Annotated in this window: 13 protein-coding genes; 12 read left to right on the forward strand and 1 reads right to left on the reverse strand. The window is 63.1% G+C overall.

Going from position 1 to position 17,503, the window contains the following annotated elements; translation table 11 throughout:
- Positions 1–92 precede the first annotated feature (92 nt).
- The 11 genes from JYP50_RS01630 (at position 93) to JYP50_RS01680 (ending at position 13,340) form a co-directional block, all read left to right on the forward strand.
- Entirely contained in the window at positions 93–2,378 is a 2,286-nt protein-coding gene (locus JYP50_RS01630; RefSeq protein ID WP_206558704.1) for a TonB-dependent receptor domain-containing protein, read from the forward strand.
- Between the two features lie 208 nt (positions 2,379–2,586).
- Positions 2,587–4,170 carry a phytoene desaturase family protein gene (locus tag JYP50_RS01635; RefSeq protein WP_206558705.1) on the forward strand — a complete coding sequence of 528 codons (1,584 nt, stop codon included), beginning with the start codon at positions 2,587–2,589 and terminating at the stop codon, positions 4,168–4,170.
- 11 nt (positions 4,171–4,181) lie between these two features.
- Positions 4,182–5,333, forward strand: a complete 1,152-nt coding sequence (locus JYP50_RS01640; protein ID WP_206558706.1) for a nitrilase-related carbon-nitrogen hydrolase — start codon at positions 4,182–4,184, stop codon at positions 5,331–5,333.
- Positions 5,334–5,342: 9 nt separating this feature from the next.
- Positions 5,343–5,597: a hypothetical protein gene (locus JYP50_RS01645; protein WP_206558707.1), complete on the forward strand. Its 255-nt coding sequence runs from the start codon at positions 5,343–5,345 to the stop codon at positions 5,595–5,597.
- Positions 5,597–7,240: a thiamine pyrophosphate-dependent enzyme gene (locus JYP50_RS01650; protein WP_206558708.1), complete on the forward strand. Its 1,644-nt coding sequence runs from the start codon at positions 5,597–5,599 to the stop codon at positions 7,238–7,240. Before JYP50_RS01645 ends, JYP50_RS01650 begins: the two co-directional genes overlap by 1 nt.
- A 20-nt stretch (positions 7,241–7,260) precedes the next feature.
- Positions 7,261–8,352, forward strand: coding sequence for a histidinol-phosphate transaminase (hisC, locus tag JYP50_RS01655; protein WP_206558709.1), 1,092 nt, complete (start codon positions 7,261–7,263; stop codon positions 8,350–8,352).
- A complete protein-coding gene (locus JYP50_RS01660; RefSeq protein ID WP_206558710.1) occupies positions 8,349–9,833 on the forward strand; it encodes an aldehyde dehydrogenase family protein in 1,485 nt (494 codons plus the stop codon). Before hisC ends, JYP50_RS01660 begins: the two co-directional genes overlap by 4 nt.
- A gap of 1 nt (position 9,834) precedes the next feature.
- Complete coding sequence (locus JYP50_RS01665) at positions 9,835–10,746, forward strand: sugar kinase (RefSeq protein WP_206558711.1); 912 nt, start codon at positions 9,835–9,837, stop codon at positions 10,744–10,746.
- A gap of 15 nt (positions 10,747–10,761) precedes the next feature.
- Positions 10,762–11,955, forward strand: a complete 1,194-nt coding sequence (gene uxuA, locus JYP50_RS01670; RefSeq protein WP_206558712.1) for a mannonate dehydratase — start codon at positions 10,762–10,764, stop codon at positions 11,953–11,955.
- 45 nt (positions 11,956–12,000) lie between these two features.
- Positions 12,001–12,972 carry a sulfatase-like hydrolase/transferase gene (locus JYP50_RS01675; RefSeq protein WP_206558713.1) on the forward strand — a complete coding sequence of 324 codons (972 nt, stop codon included), beginning with the start codon at positions 12,001–12,003 and terminating at the stop codon, positions 12,970–12,972.
- A complete protein-coding gene (locus JYP50_RS01680; RefSeq protein WP_347136709.1) occupies positions 12,876–13,340 on the forward strand; it encodes a hypothetical protein in 465 nt (154 codons plus the stop codon). The genes JYP50_RS01675 and JYP50_RS01680 overlap by 97 nt, the downstream gene beginning before the upstream one ends.
- Before the next feature lie 20 nt (positions 13,341–13,360).
- Here JYP50_RS01680 and JYP50_RS01685 read toward each other — a convergent pair whose 3' ends face one another.
- The gene (locus JYP50_RS01685; protein ID WP_206558715.1) at positions 13,361–13,837 is read right to left on the reverse strand and encodes an Lrp/AsnC family transcriptional regulator; all 477 of its coding nucleotides are present in this window, start codon (positions 13,835–13,837) and stop codon (positions 13,361–13,363) included.
- A gap of 148 nt (positions 13,838–13,985) precedes the next feature.
- Between JYP50_RS01685 and JYP50_RS01690 the strand changes: the two genes are divergently transcribed.
- Positions 13,986–17,480 (forward strand): indolepyruvate ferredoxin oxidoreductase family protein, encoded by a 3,495-nt coding sequence (locus JYP50_RS01690; protein ID WP_347136701.1) that lies wholly within the window; start codon positions 13,986–13,988, stop codon positions 17,478–17,480.
- Positions 17,481–17,503 lie beyond the last annotated feature (23 nt).

Below are 17,503 nucleotides of genomic sequence, written 5' to 3' on the forward strand. Positions count from 1 at the left end.
AGTATAAAATAAAATGGGTTTAAGATTGCTCGAGTCGACACAAGACGTCGCTGAGCGACAGAATTCAATAACGTAAGCTCGAGGATATAACAGTGCGAAATTCCAGATATTTGCTGCGACTCGCGGTGGTTACGGCCATGGGCCTGGAGGTGTCCGCGCCATTGGCGATGGCTCAGGATCAGCTGCTGGAGGAGGTGGTGGTCACCGCCCAGCGGCGCGAGCAGGCTCTGACCGATGTGCCCATCAGTCTCACGGCGTTTTCCGCGTCCGATCTCGAAAGGGGCAATATCGGCGAGGCCAGGGACTATCTCGCCATTACGCCCAACGTGGCGTTCACCGACGACGGCGGCACCGGGTCCCGCAGTATCAATATCAGTATTCGCGGTGTGGGCAATGTGAGCCTGGGCGAGGTGTCCACGGCCAATTCCATTGGCTATTACATCGACGAGTTGAATGTGGGATCGGTCAGCAATGGCACCATCAATCCCGAGTTGCAGGACATGGCGCGGATCGAGGTATTGAGGGGGCCGCAGGGCACCTATTTTGGTCGCAACGCCCTGGGCGGTGCGATCAATATCACCACCAACCTGCCCAGCGAGGAGTTCTACAGCGAATTTTCCGCCAGTGCGGGTAACTACGGGACCTATGGCGGAGAGGCGATTGTCAATGTACCACTGACCGACAGGTTCATGGTGCGCGGTATGTACGCCTACAACGAGTCGGATACCTGGGTGGAGAACACCCACGGGCCCGGCAGTGAGCTGGGATACGAGCACCACAATGCGCGCATTGCGCTGCGCGCCCTGCCGACCGATCGCCTGACGGTGGATTTTTCCCTGGCCTACACCGACGAGGAGGAGGGCGGGGACCTGTCTGTCGCCACCGGCGTGCTCAACCTGGACACGCAGTCGATCTTTGGCGCCGATTTCCAGGCGATCGATGAGGAAGGTTTTTTCCCGGACAACGACGACAAGGTCAGCCGCGATCTCGACGAGATCAACAACAATGAATTCACCATTGCCAACCTGCGGCTCGCCTACGACTTTGACAATGTCATGCTGCGCTCGGTCACGGGTTGGGTCGACAGCAGCACCGACCGCGACGCCGACCTGGACAATACCAGTCTCGATACGCTGCGCCGTTTCAATCGCTACGGGGGCGAGTCGTTCAGCCAGGAGCTTCGGTTGCAATCCACCGGCGCCGGCGATCTCGACTGGACGGTGGGAGTGTTCTACGCGGAGGATGAAATCGAGCAGTTCAACTCCATCCAGGCCGGCGCCCAGGGCAGCTATGTCGATCCGGCCACGGGAATGGAAGTGCCTTTGCTGCCGCCGATTCCGGCGGGTTTTCGCATCAATGAAAACAATCGGGTATTTGAGACCAGTAGTTTGGCGGTCTTTGGCGACATGGTTTGGCGCTTCGCCAGCCAGTGGGACCTGACCCTGGGCGCGCGTTACACGCGGGACGAGATCGACAACAAGTCTTTCGACGTGGTGGCCTTCGAGGGCGCGGTGCCGGATAGTCAGGCGGATGATTCGTTCACCGACTTTTCGCCGCGGGTGGTTCTCGCCTATCACCCGCAGGAGGCGACCAATATTTACGGTTCGCTCACCAAGGGCTACAAGGCGGGTGGTGTCGACTTTCTCACGGAGGGGGCGACCTCGTCATTTGATCCCGAAGAGCTGCTGAGCTATGAGCTCGGCTTCAAAACCGAGCTGGCAGGAGGAAAGATTCGCCTGGGCGGCGCCGCGTTCTACCTCGATTGGGACGATATGCAGGTGCAAACCAACTACCTCGCCGATCCGGACGATATCAGCTCCGCGGTGGAGCGAACGCTGAATGCCGCCAAGGCCAACGGCAAGGGCGTTGAGTTCGAGGTTCAGGGAGTGTTGGCGTCGGGCCTGACCGGGGCGCTGAACCTGGGTTACCTGGATATCGAGTTCGATGAGTTTCCCAATGCCATCATCAAGGGTTCCGTGACGCCGGTGGACCTCGGTGGCCAGGTGTTGCCGCGCTCGCCGAAAATTTCCGCCAGTGCCACGCTGGAGTACAGCTTTGATCTGAGCGATCAGCTCTCTGCCTATGTCAGGGGGCAGTGGATGTATCGGGATCAGTCCGAGGGGAATCTCGAGGCGGTTGCCGCGAAGGCCGGCTACCTGTCGCTGCCCGCTTTTCCCTATGAGGTCGATGCCTATGATGTGGTCAACCTCGGCTTTGGCGTGGAGGGCCGCAGCTTCCGGGTGAATGCCTTCGTTCAGAACCTGTTTGACGAGGAGTACTACACCGGTACCGGTGACGGCTTTGGCCTGGCGGGCATCAAGGTCAAGTCGCATCCCACGCAGTACGGTGTGAAGTTTACCTGGTTTACCGGGTCCTGACTGGGTCCCTGTGTTCGGGGATTTTTGGCGAGGCACGATGTGTCTCGCCTTTTTTATTTAATGGGATTAAAAAATCGATAGTGAGTGCTATGGCGCGAAAATAAGTGGATAAATGGCGCTATTTTTACGGGGCGCGAGGTTTTTGTATTGCCTTTTAATGGGGTTATAAATAAAATGACCTCATTCAAGCAGTGAGAGGAGTTGTTACATGGCGGACTATGATGTCGTGATCGCCGGCGCCGGGCACAACGGCCTGATTTGCGCGGCCATGTTGGTGCGCAAGGGTTTGAAGGTGTTGGTGCTGGAGCGCAACGAGTGGGTCGGGGGCGGCGTGCTGACCCGTGAGCTGACCCTGCCGGGGTTCAAGCATGATCCCTTCGGCTCGTCCCACGTGTGGATTCACCTGAATCCGGATTTCCAGGAACTCAAGCCCGAGCTGGAAAAGCACGGCCTCAAGTACATCTGGTCGGACGACCACATTACCGGCCACCCCAACAAGTACGAGGGTGACGGGATCATCGTCTACAAAGACATCGATAAGACCTGTGACACGATTGCCGCGTATTCGCAAAAGGACGCCCAGCGCTATCGTGAGATCTACGAAGAGTTTGGCGAGATCCAGGACGGGGTCATCAAGGGCATGTTCTCGCCGCCATCCCCGCCGAGCCTGCTGGCGCAGGGCCTGGAGAACAATCCCGAGGGCTTGAAGCGCCTGCGTGACTATCAGTTGAGCTCGCGGCAGTTCACGCTGGAAAACTTCGAGAACGACCACGTGCGCGCCTTTATTCTGGGTTGGGCGATGGCGCCCCAGACCCTGCCCGACCAGCTCGGCACGGCGCAGGGCTTTTACGTGATGATTCCCAGTATCCACTACTACGGCCAGTCCATCCCCGAGGGGGGGAGCGGCATGTTGTCCGAGGCGCTCAAGAGTTATGTCGAGGCCAATGGCGGCAAGGTGATGACCGGCGCCACGGTGCGCAGGTTTATTGTCGAGGGTGGGCGTTGCACGGGGGTGCGTCTCGAATCCGGCGACGAGATTTTCGCCGGCCGGGGCGTGGTCAGCACGCTCGACCCCTACCAGACCTACCTGCAGGGTTTCGACGACGCGGAGCTGCCGTCCGGCTTCAAGGACATGGTGCGCAACTTCAAGTTCGGCGATATCACCATTGCCCGCGTGCACTACGCCCTGGACGAGGCGCCGAAATTCAAGAGCGGCGCGGAGATGGACAAAACCGCGTTCCAGCGCATGTTTGGTACCGTGGCCGATATCGACAAGCAGTACCTGGAAATAGCCGCCGGGCAGGCGCCGACCGACCCCTTCCTGTGGACCGCCGCGTGGACGACGATGGACCCGACACGGGCGCCCCAGGGCAAGCACACCCTGATCATGGATACCTTTGTGCCGGTCGACCTGGCCAGCGGCGAGGACTGGGAGGCCAAGGGCCCGGGTTACTGTCGCGACGTGCTTCTCAGGCAGTTGCAGAACTACACCACCAACATGGAGCCGGACAATATCCTGGCGGAATATGTGGAAACCGGGCCGAGCCTGGCGCGCGCCAACCTGTGTTTCCATCGCGGGGTCACCACCGGCGGCGAACGCACCCTGGCGCAGATGGGCGCCTTCCGGCCTTTCCCCAACTACGCCAACTACCGCGGCCCGGTGAAGAACTTCTACATGACCGGCCCCTCCTGCCATCCGGGGGGAGGCATCTGTGGCATGGGCACGATCGCGGCGCGCGAGATCCTGATGGACCAGGGTGTCGTGCAAGAAGACGACGATTTCGATTTCTGAGGAATATAACGATGAGAGAGCGTATCGATCCGTACACCGCGCTGATAGTCCAGCCGGAGGTAACGGTGGTCAACGACCGCGAAGGTATCCAGCGCAACCTGGACCGGGTCAAGAACCTCATTCACTTCGGTGTCGGTTACTTCTGGGAAGTGCCGGTGCGCCTGGTGGTTTTGCCGGAGTACTTTTTACAGGGCGTGGGAACGCCCGGGAAAGGCGAAAGCAAGATCGAGGACCAGATGAAAAAAGCGGTGACCATTCCGGGGCCGGAGGTGGAGCAGCTCGGCGAGATCGCCCAGCAGTACGGGCTCTATATCTGCGGCGGGGGCGTGGTGGAAAGCGTGCCGGAATTCCCCGATCGCTGGTTCAACACCAACTTCATTGTCGGGCCCAGTGGCGACGTGGTGCTCAAGTATCACAAGTGGCATATCAATGCCTCGCTTGGGCTGGGGACCAGCCCACACGATATTTTCGATGAGTACTGCGCGCATTTCGGCGGCGGCATCAAGGACCTGTTCCCGGTCATCGATACCGAGATCGGCAAGCTCGGCACCATGACCTGTCACGACGGCTGCACGCCGGAAGTCTCGCGGGCGCTGGGCTACAACGGTGTCGAGGTCATCTGTCACCCGGGCGCGATCCAGGAAGTGGAGGGGGTTTCACAGCCCTGGGATTTCTGGAAATTCACCCGCCGCACCCGCGCCCACGACAATATGTGCTACCTGCTCGGCTCCAACTGGGGCAGCGTGAACTACGATTACTACCCGAAGGCCTTTTGTCCGGGCCACTCTTTCGCCATCGACTACACCGGCATGGTGTTGCGCGAGGCGCCCTATCCGGCGGAGCAGGTGCTGTCGGTCACCGTCGATATCGAGGCGCTGCGCCACTACCGCACGCGCACCAATCACAACTGCTGGATCGATGTGCGCACCGAGGGCTTCCGGGAAATGTATACCAACCCGATTTATCCGCCCAACCGCTTTCCTGCTGGCAAACCGCCGAAGGCGCTGGTGGAGAAAATCTCCATCTGCAAGGAAGTGTTTGACGATCTCTACGCGCGGGGCCAGTTCACGCCGCCACACGGGTACGAGCCGGGGGATATTTCCGGTCTGTTGGAAAAGCGCATCCAGTACGCCCAGGAAACCGGGCGGCTGAAAAAGAGCTGAGGGGAGGCCATGAAAGTCAGAAGCAAGCTGGCGGATATCGACTTCGAATTCGGCCGCTTTGAATACAAGAAGGATCACCTGATTGTGCACAGCCACCCCAGTCAGGCGATGCAAAGCAAGGTGTATGTCAGCCCGAACGATGTCGTGTCGGCGTTGGGCAAGGCCCTGGTCCAGCCAATGGTATGGGTCTACCTGCTGGGCTTTCCGTTTTTCCTGGTGCGCTATCGGCGGCGCCATGCCCGCAAGAAAGTGGAGAACAAGTAATGACTAAAATGACTGGCGCCCAAGCCATCGTGAAATCCCTGCGCGTCAATGGCGTGGATACCGTATTCGCACTTCCCGGCGGGCAGTTGGATTTCCTGTTCGACGCCATGTACCAGGAGGGGGACAACATCCGTCTGATTCACACCCGCCACGAGCAGGGCGTGGCCTACATGGCTTACGGGTATGCGAAATCCACTGGCAAGGTCGGCGCCTATGCCGTGGTTCCCGGTCCGGGACTGTTGAATTCGGCCGGCGCCCTGTGTACCGCCTGGGCCAACTACGCGCCGGTACTGTGTATATCCGGCCAGATTCCCTCGACCGGTATCGGCAAGGGTTATGGCGATCTGCACGAAATCGACGACCAGCTGGGCATGATCAGCCACATCACCAAGTGGGCCGCCCGTATTGACCATCCCACCCTGGCGCCTGAATACGTCGGCGAGGCTTTCCGGCAGATGAGCACCGGCAGCCCGCGCCCGGTGGAGATCGAGATGGCCATGGATATCATGGCGCTGGAGGCGGAGGTGGAACTGCTGCCGGCGCAGGCGGCTCCAGTACTGCCGCCACTCGACGAGGAACAGGTACAAGCCGCGGTCGAGCTGCTGCGCGGTGCGAAAAAGCCCCTGATTTATATCGGCTCGGGTGCCCTGGAAGCCGGGGACGAGATTCTTCGCCTGGCGGAGCGCTTGCAGGCGCCCGTGGTGGCGTTTCGCAGCGCCAAGGGGGTGGTGTCGTCGGAGCATTACCTGAGCGCCAATTTCCCCATGGGGCACCGTTTGTGGGGTGAGGCGGACGTGGTGCTGGCGATCGGCACCCGCCTGCACTGGCCGCTGGTCATGTGGGGCAAGGACGAGGACATGAGCCTGATCCGGGTGGACATCGACCCGGCGCAGGTGACGCGTATCTGCGAGCCGGAGCTGGGCGTGGTCGGGGACGCGGCGCGGTTCGCCGGGGCCCTGGCGCAACGACTGGAACACGAGGGACACCAGGCCGCGTCCCGCGAGCAGGAATTGAGTGCCCTGAAGGCCAGGGTCGATGCCGAGATTCGCGACAAGGTGGGGCCGCAGATGGCTTACCTGGACGTGATCCGCGAAGAGCTGCCCCGGGACGGTATTTTCGTGGACGAAGTGACCCAGGTGGGTTTTGTGTCCTGGTACGGCTTCCCGGTCTACCAGCCGCGGCAACACATCAGCGCCGGCTACCAGGGGACACTGGGCTACGGCTATGCCACCGCGCTTGGCGTCATGGCGGGCAACATGGACAAGCGCGTGATCCAGGTGAGTGGCGACGGCGGCTTTATGTTCAACGTGCAGGAGCTGTCGACCGCGGTGCAGTACCAGTTGCCCCTGGTCACGGTTATCTTCAACGACGGCCGCTTCACCAATGTCCAGCGCCAGCAGAAAGAGTGGTTCGACGGCCGCGTCATCTGCTCGGACCTGCACAACCCGGATTTCGTGCAACTGGCGGAGAGCTTCGGCGCCGCCGGTTATCGCGCCAACGACCCGGAGAGCCTGCGCGCGGCCATTCGCCAGGCCTTTGAACAGAACGGCCCGGCAATCATCGAGGTGCAAATCGAGGAGTTCTTCCCCGCGCCCTGGCCCTTCCTGATGATGCCCCAGAACCGCAAGGCGGTGTGTAAGTAACCTATTCGGGATCCAGAGACATGACACAACTGAAAGCCGTTCCCGCGCTGGACAAGCTGGCGCCCTACGTGCAGGGCCAGAGCCGCATTGACGGGGTGGAAAAGCCGATCAAACTGTCGTCCAACGAGTCGTCCCACGGGCCTTCACCGGCGGCGCTTGCGGCCTTTGAGGCGGCGGCGCCGGCGCTTCACCGTTACCCGGACGGTTCGCAACAGGCCCTGCGCGAGGCCATCGCTCGCGTGCACGGCCTGGACGCGGGCCGTATCATCTGCGGCAACGGCTCCGATGAGTTGATCTCGCTGATGGTGCGGGCCTATGTCTCGGCCGGCGACGATGTGTTGCTGAGCGAGAACGGCTTTATCATGAGCAATATCCACTGTACCGCCCAGGGCGCCAATCTGCTCATTGCCCCCGAGCGGGATTATCGCGTGGATGTGGATGCCTTGCTGGCGCGGGTGACCGAGCGTACCCGCTTCTGCACCATCGCCAACCCCAACAACCCCACCGGCACCTATATCAGCGGCGCGGAGCTGCGCCGCCTGCACGCGGGGCTGCCCGGGGATTGCCTGCTGCTGATCGACGACGCCTACGCCGAGTACGTGACGGCACAGGACTACGAGGACGGTTCAGCGCTGGTCGACGCCTTCGACAATGTAGTCATGACCCGGACCTTCTCCAAGGTCTACGGGCTGCCCTCGCTGCGCATCGGCTGGGCTTATTGCCCGCCGGGGGTGACCGACTATGTGCAGCGCATCCGCACGCCCTTCAACACCAATGGCCCGGCCCTGCAGGCGGCCGCCGCCGCGGTGCAGGACACGGATTTCACACGGCGGGTCAGGGACTATAACGCCAGCGAATACGCGCGAATCCGCGACGCCCTGGTCAGCCTGGGCATTGAGGTCGTTCCCAGCCAGACCAATTTCTACCTGCTGCATTTTGAAGCCGGTTCGGGCAAAAGCGGCAGCGCCGCGGCGGCGGCCCTGCAGGCCCGCGGCATCATTCCGCGGCCGGCGGGGGGGGGCGACCAGTACCTGCGCATCACTATCGGCTTGCGCGAGGAAAATGACGCGGTGCTGGCGGTATTGCGCGACTATATGGCGGCGCCGGCATGAGCCGGGCGGATTCGCCGCGGGTCCGTGAGACCCTGCAACGGAACCAGCCTTTGTTGATTGACGGGCAGTGGCGGGGCGAGGGCGGTGAGGGTACGAGCGCCGTCCACGACCCTTCCACCGGCGAGGCGATTTCCACGGCGGCGGTTGCCGGGCGCGAGGATGTCGACGGCGCGGTGGCGGCGGCGCGCAAGGCATTTGACGCCGGGCAGTGGCGGGACCTGCCGCCCGCCGAGCGCGCGCGCATCCTGTGGCGGGTGGCGGACCTGCTGGAGGCCGATGCGGCCTATATCGCCGAGCTGGAAATGCTCGACGCGGGTAAATTCTACGCCGGCGCCAGGCAGGGTGAGGTGCCCTTCGCGGCGGAGTGCTTCCGCTACTTTGCCGGCTGGTGCAGCAAGCTGGAGGGCGATTCGAAGCAGCTCTCGGGTTTCCCGCCATCGCAGTTTCACGCTTACACCCGCCGCGAACCCATCGGCGTCGCCGCATTGATTGTGCCCTGGAATGGCCCCCTGGTGCAGGCGGCCTGGAAAGTCGCGCCAGCCCTGGCTGCTGGCTGCAGCTGTATTCTCAAGCCGGCGCAGGAAACGCCGCTGTCGTCGGTTCGCCTGGCCGAGTTACTGCTTGAAGCCGGGGTGCCCGGCGGCGTGTTCAACCTGCTCCTGGGCGGTAGTGAAGTCGGGTCAAACCTGGTGGCGCACCCCGGTGTGGATAAGGTGTCCTTCACCGGCTCAACCGAGGTGGGGCGCAAAATCATCCAATCGGTGGGCGCGGACCTGAAAAAGGTATCCCTGGAATTGGGCGGCAAGTCCCCGGTACTGATTTATGACGACGCCGACCTGGATGCGGCCATTCCCGCCGCCGTCGACGCCATTTTCGGCAATGCGGGGCAGGTCTGTGTGGCCGGCTCCCGTCTCTACGCGCAGCGCGCGGTCTATGCCGAGGTTGTTGAGCGGGTGGGCCGCATTGCGCGGGACATGCGCGCCGGCAGTGCCCATGACGACGGCAATCACATGGGACCACTGATCTCCGCCGCCCACCTGGAACGTGTGACGGGGTATGTCGAGCAGGGTATCGCCGATGGCGCGCGCCTGGTGGCCGGAGGTGTGCCCTCGCCACAGGGGGGCGGCTATTTTATGGCGCCGACGGTGTTTGCCGACGTCAGCCAGGATATGCCGATCGCACGGGAGGAAATCTTCGGGCCGGTGTTGTCGATACTTCCCTTCGACAGTGACGACGAAGTGCTGCACCTGGCCAATGACAGCCCCTACGGGCTCGCGGCAAGTATCTGGACCCGCGATGTGGGACGCGCCCACCGGGTCGCCGCGGCGATCCGCGCGGGCCTGGTTTGGGTGAACTGCCACGGCATCCCGGACATGGCGATTCCCTTTGGCGGTTACAAGCAGTCGGGCTGGGGCAGGGAAAACGGCTTCGAAGCGCTGCTGCAGTACACCGAGCTCAAGTCGGTGGTGGTCAAGCTCTGATATGGCGCTGTCGACCGCCAGGGATCGCGCGGCGCGCGTGTGTTGCATCGGCGAGGTCATGCTGGAATTCGCTCCCTGTGGTGGAGCGCGGGACTACCGTCTGGCCTACGGCGGCGACACCTACAACACCGCTGTCTACCTGGCCAGGAAGGGGGTGGCTGTCGAGTATCTCACCGCCCTGGGCGATGACGCCTTTTCCGATGAAATACTGGCGGAGCTGCGCCGCGAGGGGGTGCGCTGCGACAACGTGCACCGCAGCGTCGGGCAGCAACCGGGCCTCTATGTGATCAGCAACGACGCTGATGGCGAGCGCGCGTTTCACTACTGGCGCGACAGCAGCCCGGTGCGCGCGCTGTTCGATGGGCCGATGGCTCCGCCCCGGTGTGAAGTGGTGTATTTCTCCGGGATTACCCTGGCGGTGATCCGGCGCGGCCTGGATCACTTTCTGGCGATGCTGGACACCCTGCGCGGGCGCGGCGCGGCCATTGTCATGGACTGCAATTACCGTGCACGCCAGTGGGCCTCCAATGCCGAGGCCCGGGAGATTTACCGGCAGGTGCTGCCGCGCTGTGACCTGCTCTTTAGCGGCGTCGACGACGAGTGCGCGCTGTGGGGGGACGGAGAGGTCGAGGCCAGTCATGCCCGCTACCGCGCCGCCGGCATCAGCGAAGTGCTGGTCCGCGACAGCGCGCTGGTTACGCACCTTTTTACCGGCGGTGATTACCTCAGTGTACGGGCGGAGCGCACGTCGCCGGTGGATACCACCGGGGCGGGGGACGCCTTTAATGCGGCCTGTCTCGCCGGCAGGTTGCAGGGACTGGATTGGCGGGCGGCGATTGTGGCTGCCCAACACCTGGCGGCGCGGGTGGTACAGGCGCGGGGCGCCGTTATCGCTCCGTCGGCAATGGATTAAAGGAGAATACGCAACATGTTGGAAACCTGGCGTTGGTTTGGTCCAAGCGACACGGTCACCCTCAAGCATATACGCCAGTCGGGCGCGCGGGGCGTGGTGACCTCGTTGCACGACGTGGCCACCGGGGATGTCTGGACACTGGAGGCGATCGAGGCTCGCAAGGCGCTGATCGAAGCCGCGGGGCTGCGTTGGGAGGTGGTGGAAAGCCTGCCGCTGCACAACGATATCAAGACACGGTCGGGTGACTACGCGCGCTACATCGATAATTACCGCACCAGCTTGCGTCACCTCGCCGAGGCGGGGATCGAAGTGGTGTGCTACAACTTCATGCCGGTGGTGGACTGGACCCGCACCAGCCTGATGCACCCCGGGCCGGACGAATCCAAGACCCTGCGCTTCGAGATGACCGATTTCGCCGCCTACGACGTTTACATGCTCGAGCGGGAAAATGCCGAGCGCGACTATCCCGCGGCCCTGCTGGCCCGCGCCCGGGAGCGTTTTGCGGGGATGTCCGCGCCGGAGCGCGAACTGCTGGAAAAGAACATCATCGCCGGCCTGCCGGGCGGCGAGGGTTCCTATGGTCGCGATGGCATTCGCGAGGCGATCGCGCAGTTTATCCGCCTGGGTGAGACCGGCCTGAAACAGAACCTGCAGGCCTTCCTGAACGATGTGCTCCCGGTGGCCGAAGCCGGCGGCATCCGCCTGTGCGTCCACCCCGACGACCCGCCCTTCACGCTCTTCGGCCTGCCCCGGGCGATGTCCACGGCGGACGATGCGCGCGCCCTGTTCGAGGCGGTGCCCAGCCCGAGCAACGGCCTCACCCTCTGCGCGGGCTCGTTCGGTTCGCGGCCCGACAATAACCTGGCGGACATGGCGCGGGAGTTCGGCGAGCGTATTTTCTTTGTGCATCTGCGCAACGTGCAGCGTGACGCCGACGGCTCATTCTGCGAATCCGGGCATATCACCGGCGACAACGACATGGTCGCGTTGATCGAGGCGCTGCTGGACGAGGAGGCGCGCCGCGACCGGGCCGGCCGCAGGGACCGGATTCCCATGCGTCCCGATCACGGGCAATTGCTGGAAGATGAATCGAACAGGCCGGGCATCAACCCCGGCTACTCCTACGCCGGGCGTCTCAAGGGACTGGCGGAGCTGCGCGGGGTCATCCACGCGCTGGAGTCGCTGCGCCAGGCCGGCAGGTTGAGCTAGGTGCCGTTGCTTCAGGCTGCGCGGTGTGTGATGGGGCCTCTGCTTTTGCTGGCCCTGGTCACGTTGCCCCCGAAGGGATGGTCTTCCGCGGAGGTGACCGAGCCGCCTGAGCGCCCCAATATTCTCGTCATACTTACCGACGACATGGGCTACGGCGACCTCGGTGTTTATGGGGCAATCCGTATCCGTACGCCGAATATCGACAGCCTCGCCCGTCGGGGCATGCGCTTTACCCAGGGCTATGCCAGCGCCAACGTCTGCTCGCCGTCCCGGGCCGGGCTGATGACGGGGCGGTATGCCATTCGGTCGGGGCTGGCCTGGAAAGTGCTTGAATCCGACTCGGTGCACGGCATGCCCGCCAGCGAGGAAACGCTGGCGGAACTGGCCGGGCGCGCGGGTTACAGCACGATGCTCGTGGGCAAATGGCATCTCGGCCACGAGGCGGAACACTGGCCATTACGGCACGGTTTCCAGTCGTTCTACGGTGTGCCCTTCAGTAACGACATGTCGAATTTCGCGCTCTACGAAGGCGAGCAACGGCTGGAGTATCCAGTGCGCCAGGAGACTTTAACCGCGCGTTATACACAACGGGCGGTGCAGTTCATCCGGCGCCGCCAGGGCCAGCCGTTCCTGCTGGTGGTTTCCCATACTTTCCCGCATATCCCGCTGTATGCGTCCGATACTTTTCAGGGCTCTTCGGACGCGGGAACCTACGGTGACACGGTACAGGAAATCGACTGGAGCACGGGTGAACTCCTGAAGGCCTTGCGTGAGACCGGGGCGCTCGACAATACCCTGGTGATCTTTACCTCGGATAACGGTCCGTTCTTCGAGGGAGCGACGGCACAGTTACGCGACCGCAAGGGCAGTACCTGGGAAGGGGGTATCGCGTCCCGTTTATTGCGTTTTGGCCGCGCTATATTCGTCAGGGACTCGTCTCCAATAGTATGGTTTCAAACCTGGATGTGTTGCCCACTGTTGCCGCGTTGCTGGGGGTCAAGCCTGCGGCGGCGTTAATCGACGGGCGTTCCCTGCTTCCGGTGTTCCGTGATCCGGGTGAGCAAATCCACGACTATCTGTATTATTTCGACAATGAACGCGTCGTCGGTGTGCGCTCACCTCGCTGGAAACTGGTCAGCCACGGCTATTATCGCCGGCACCTCGGGGCTTTTGAGGCCTTTGACCAGTTGCCGGGTTTCCAGGGGTCCTACGACCTGCTGTTTGATATGCAGGGCGAGGGCGCCGAGGATTATAGTTACGCTGACCGCTACCCGGCGGTGGTGAGCCGATTGAAAAACGCCCTATGGGCGTTTCGCCGTGAAGTTGAGCCCCTCCAAACCCAGCCGCCGGGCCGGGAGTTTCCTGACCGACAAAACCTGCAGTAAGCCGGTTTCTGTATTCTCGCTCAGTCGCCCTCGCGCATCGCGTAGTCCAGGGGCAGCGCGGTATCGCGCTTCAATTCCCGCAAGGCGATGTTCGAGCGGACCTGGCTGATTTGCGGCAGCGAAAACAGGAATTCCTCCAGGAAGGCGTCGAAGGAGGCGATGTCCGCGGTGACCACCTGCAGAATAAAATCGGCATCCCCGGTGGTCGCGAAGCACTCCAGTACCTCGGGGCGTTCCAGCACGGCTTCCTCGAAGGGAATCTTCGATTCCTGCACGTGGCGTGCCAGGGTCACGTGCACAAAGGCGCAGAGATTGAGCCCCAGCCGGCGCCGGTTCAGCAGCGCCGCATAGCGATCGACGACCCCGGCCTCTTCCAGGCCCCTGACCCGGCGCCAGCAGGCCGCCGGTGAAATGCCGAGTTCCTCGGCGAGGGCCTGGTTGCTGATGCGGCCGTCGCGCTGCAGGCGCTCGAGTATGCGAATGTCGGTTCGGTCCATGCCAAATCGTGATAATGAATATTTCTAAAATTACGCATAAATCTAAAGATCCTTTCTATTTTTGTCAATCGACACGCAAAATAGAAAGCACATTCCCCGAATTCCCGCGTAAAGTCGGCAGAAAATTTCATAACGTAATGGTGATGCTGTGGCTACCTCGATCTCAACGCCGGTGCTGGACAACTACGAACTCAACGACCGCTATACCCGCGACTCCGGCAGGGTCTTCCTGACCGGAACCCAGGCACTGGTGCGTCTGCCGCTGGTGCAGCGGGCCCTGGACCGGCAGCGCGGCATTGCGTCGGCCGGCTTTATTTCCGGCTACCGCGGCTCGCCGCTGGGCGGTTACGACCTGGAACTGTGGCGGGCGCGCAAGTCCCTGGCGGACAACGACATCGACTTCCTGCCGGCGATCAACGAGGACCTCGCCGCCACTGCGGTGCTGGGGACCCAGCAGGTGGAAACCGCCGGCGACAGGCAGGTCGACGGCGTGTTTTCCATCTGGTACGGCAAGGGCCCGGGGGTGGACCGCGCCGGGGACGCGCTGAAACACGGCAACGCCTACGGCAGCTCGCCCCATGGCGGTGTGCTGGTCATTGCCGGTGACGACCACGGCTGTGTGTCCTCCAGCATGTCGCACCAGTCCGACGTGGCCTTCATGACCTTCTTCATGCCCACGCTGAATCCCGCATCGGTGTCGGAGTACATTGCCTTCGGCCTCTATGGGCTGGCGCTGTCGCGCTTCTCCGGTTGCTGGGTGGGTTTCAAGGCCATCTCCGAAACGGTGGAGTCCGGCGCCTCGGTCGAGCTGCGGGACCTGCCGGAATTCCGGATACCGGAAGATTACGAAGTCCCCGAATACGGCCTGCACTACCGCTGGCCCGACCTGCCCGGTCCGCAGATCGAGGCGAGGATGGTGGAGAAACTGGAGGCGGTCCGCGCCTTCGCCCGCGCCAACCCCATCGACCGCCGTATCTACGACATTCCCGACGCGCGCTTCGGCATCATCACCACCGGCAAGGGCCACCTGGATCTCATGGAGGCGCTGCGCCTGCTGGGCATCGACGAGCAGCGGGCGCGCGAGATCGGCATCGACATCTACAAGGTCGGCATGGTTTGGCCCCTGGAGACCGAAGGGGCCCGCGCTTTCCTGCGCGGCAAGGAAGAAGTGCTGGTGGTCGAGGAAAAACGCGGCATTATCGAGAGCGAGCTGAAGGAAGATCTCTACGACTACCAGGACGACAAACCCAGCCGCATGGTGGGCAAGTACGACGAGGAGGGCAATCCGCTGGTGCCCTGGACCGGCGAGCTGAGCCCAACCCTGCTGGCCCCGATCGTCGCCGCACGCATCACCCACGAGTTCCCGGAAGTCACCTTCGAGGCGGAACTCGCCGAACTGGCGAGCACCCGCACCGAGGTGTCGGTGCCCACGGACGTCAAGCGCACGCCTTACTTCTGTGCCGGTTGCCCCCACAACACCTCGACCAAGGTGCCCGAGGGCAGCAAGGCGCTGGCGGGTATCGGCTGCCATTTCATGGCCTCGTGGATGAACCGCAACACCGAGTCCCTGATCCAGATGGGGGGCGAGGGCGTCAACTGGGTGGGCCGGTCGCGCTTCTGCGGCAACCCCCATGTATTCCAGAACCTGGGCGAGGGTACCTACTTCCACTCCGGCTACATGGCGCTGCGCCAGGCGGTGGCGGCCGGCACGAATATCACTTACAAGATCCTGTTCAACGATGCCGTCGCCATGACTGGCGGACAGCCGGTGGACGGGGTGATCACCGTGCCCGCCATCGCCAGCCAGGTGCGCGCCGAGGGTGTACAGCGCATTGCCGTTGTCAGCGACGAACCGGAGAAATACCGCGACAAATCGCAGTTCCCGGCCGGCGCCAGCTTTCACCACCGGGAGGAGATGGACGCTTTGCAACGCGAGTTGCGTGAGGTACCCGGGGTCAGCGTGCTGATTTACGACCAGGCCTGTGCCGCGGAGAAACGCCGCCGCCGCAAGCGCGGCACCTACCCCGACCCGGCCAAGCGCGTGTTCATCAACGATGCGGTGTGCGAGGGCTGCGGCGACTGCTCTGTGCAATCCAACTGTCTCGCCATCTATCCCAAGGATACCGAACTGGGGCGCAAGCGCAGGATCGACCAGTCCTCGTGCAACAAGGATTATTCCTGCGTCAAGGGGTTCTGTCCCAGTTTCGTGACCGTGGAGGGCGGCGAGCTGCGCAAGCCCGATGTGTCCGCGGTGAGCGCGGGCTTCGACGAGCTGCGCGCCGGCCTGCCGGAGCCGGCCATGGCCAGCCTTGACAACGTCTTCGACCTGTTGGTGGCCGGTGTCGGCGGCACCGGTGTGGTGACCGTGGGCGCTTTGATTACCATGGCCGCCCACCTTGAGGGCAAGGGCACCAGCGTGCTCGACTTTACCGGCTTCGCGCAGAAGGGCGGTTCGGTCATCAGCTACATCCGCATCGGGCACAGCCCCGCCGCGGTCAACCAGGTGCGCATTGCCGACGGCCGGGCCGACGCGCTGGTGGCCTGCGACGTGGTGGTCGGCACCGACCCCCGGGCGGTCAAGGTGCTGGCGAAGGACCGCACCCGCGTGCTGGTTAACCAGAGCGAGGTGCCCAGCGGGCAGTTTGTGCAGAACCGCAACGCCGACATCCACATGGACCGACGCCTGCGCGCGATCGCGGGGGCCGTCGGCGCCGGCAACCTGGATGTGATCGAGGCCAATAACCTGATGGAGCGGTTGATGGGCCACACCGTCTATGCCAACGTGTTCCTGCTGGGTTACGCCTGGCAGGAGGGCTTGGTGCCGGTATCCGAAGCGGCCCTGCTGCGCGCCATCGAGATCAATGGCGTGAACATCGACGAGAACAAACGCGCCTTCGCCTGGGGCCGCCTCGCTGCCCACGATTTCGACCGCGTGCTCGCGGCCGCCGGCTCCCCCGGGCCGGAAGTGGCGGACAAAACCCTGGAGGAGCTGATCGAGCATCGCGCCGCTCTGCTGGAGGCCTACCAGAACAGCGCCTACGCCGACCAGTACCGCGATCTGGTTGCCCGGGTGCGCACTGCCGAGCAAAATCTCGATGCTTCCGAGTTGGCCTTGACCCGCGCCGTTGCCACCTACCTGTACAAGGTCATGGCCTATAAGGACGAGTACGAGGTGGCGCGCCTGTACAGCGATCCGGCGTTCCACGCGCAGCTGAAGCAGACCTTCGCCGGCGACTACACCCTGCACTTCCATCTCGCGCCGCCCATTTTCAACCGCGGGCTCGACGAGCAGGGGCGGCCGCGCAAGACCACCTTCGGGCCCTGGATGATGCCGCTGTTCAAGATACTGGCCAAGGGGAAATTCCTCCGCGGCACCGCCTTCGATCCCTTTGGCCGATTGGCGGAGCGCCGGGAGGAGCGCGAACTGATCGCGGATTATCGCGCGTTGGTGGAAGAGTTGCTGCCCGGCCTGTCGCGCGACAACCTGAGCGTGGCGGTGGAATGTGCCAGCCTGCCAGATCAGGTCCGCGGCTATGGCCCGGTCAAGAGCCAGTCGATTGAGGAGTACCGCGGCAAGCGGGCGGGGCTGCTGCACCGTTTCCACAATCCCGCGGATGTGGTGCAGATCCAGGATGTGGCCTGAGGGTTCTGCCCCCGAGCGAAAGA

The sequence above is a fragment of the Parahaliea mediterranea genome, from assembly GCF_017255185.1.
Lineage (GTDB): Bacteria > Pseudomonadota > Gammaproteobacteria > Pseudomonadales > Halieaceae > JAFKCZ01.

Coding starts and splice junctions, on each gene's coding strand:
- JYP50_RS01650 (WP_206558708.1), top strand. CDS start 5,597: ATGACTAAAATGACTGGCGCCCAAGCCATCGTGAAATCCCTGCGCGTC.
- uxuA (WP_206558712.1), top strand. CDS start 10,762: ATGTTGGAAACCTGGCGTTGGTTTGGTCCAAGCGACACGGTCACCCTC.
- JYP50_RS01645 (WP_206558707.1), top strand. CDS start 5,343: ATGAAAGTCAGAAGCAAGCTGGCGGATATCGACTTCGAATTCGGCCGC.
- JYP50_RS01640 (WP_206558706.1), top strand. CDS start 4,182: ATGAGAGAGCGTATCGATCCGTACACCGCGCTGATAGTCCAGCCGGAG.
- JYP50_RS01635 (WP_206558705.1), top strand. CDS start 2,587: ATGGCGGACTATGATGTCGTGATCGCCGGCGCCGGGCACAACGGCCTG.
- hisC (WP_206558709.1), top strand. CDS start 7,261: ATGACACAACTGAAAGCCGTTCCCGCGCTGGACAAGCTGGCGCCCTAC.
- JYP50_RS01660 (WP_206558710.1), top strand. CDS start 8,349: ATGAGCCGGGCGGATTCGCCGCGGGTCCGTGAGACCCTGCAACGGAAC.
- JYP50_RS01665 (WP_206558711.1), top strand. CDS start 9,835: ATGGCGCTGTCGACCGCCAGGGATCGCGCGGCGCGCGTGTGTTGCATC.
- JYP50_RS01685 (WP_206558715.1), bottom strand. CDS start 13,837: ATGGACCGAACCGACATTCGCATACTCGAGCGCCTGCAGCGCGACGGC.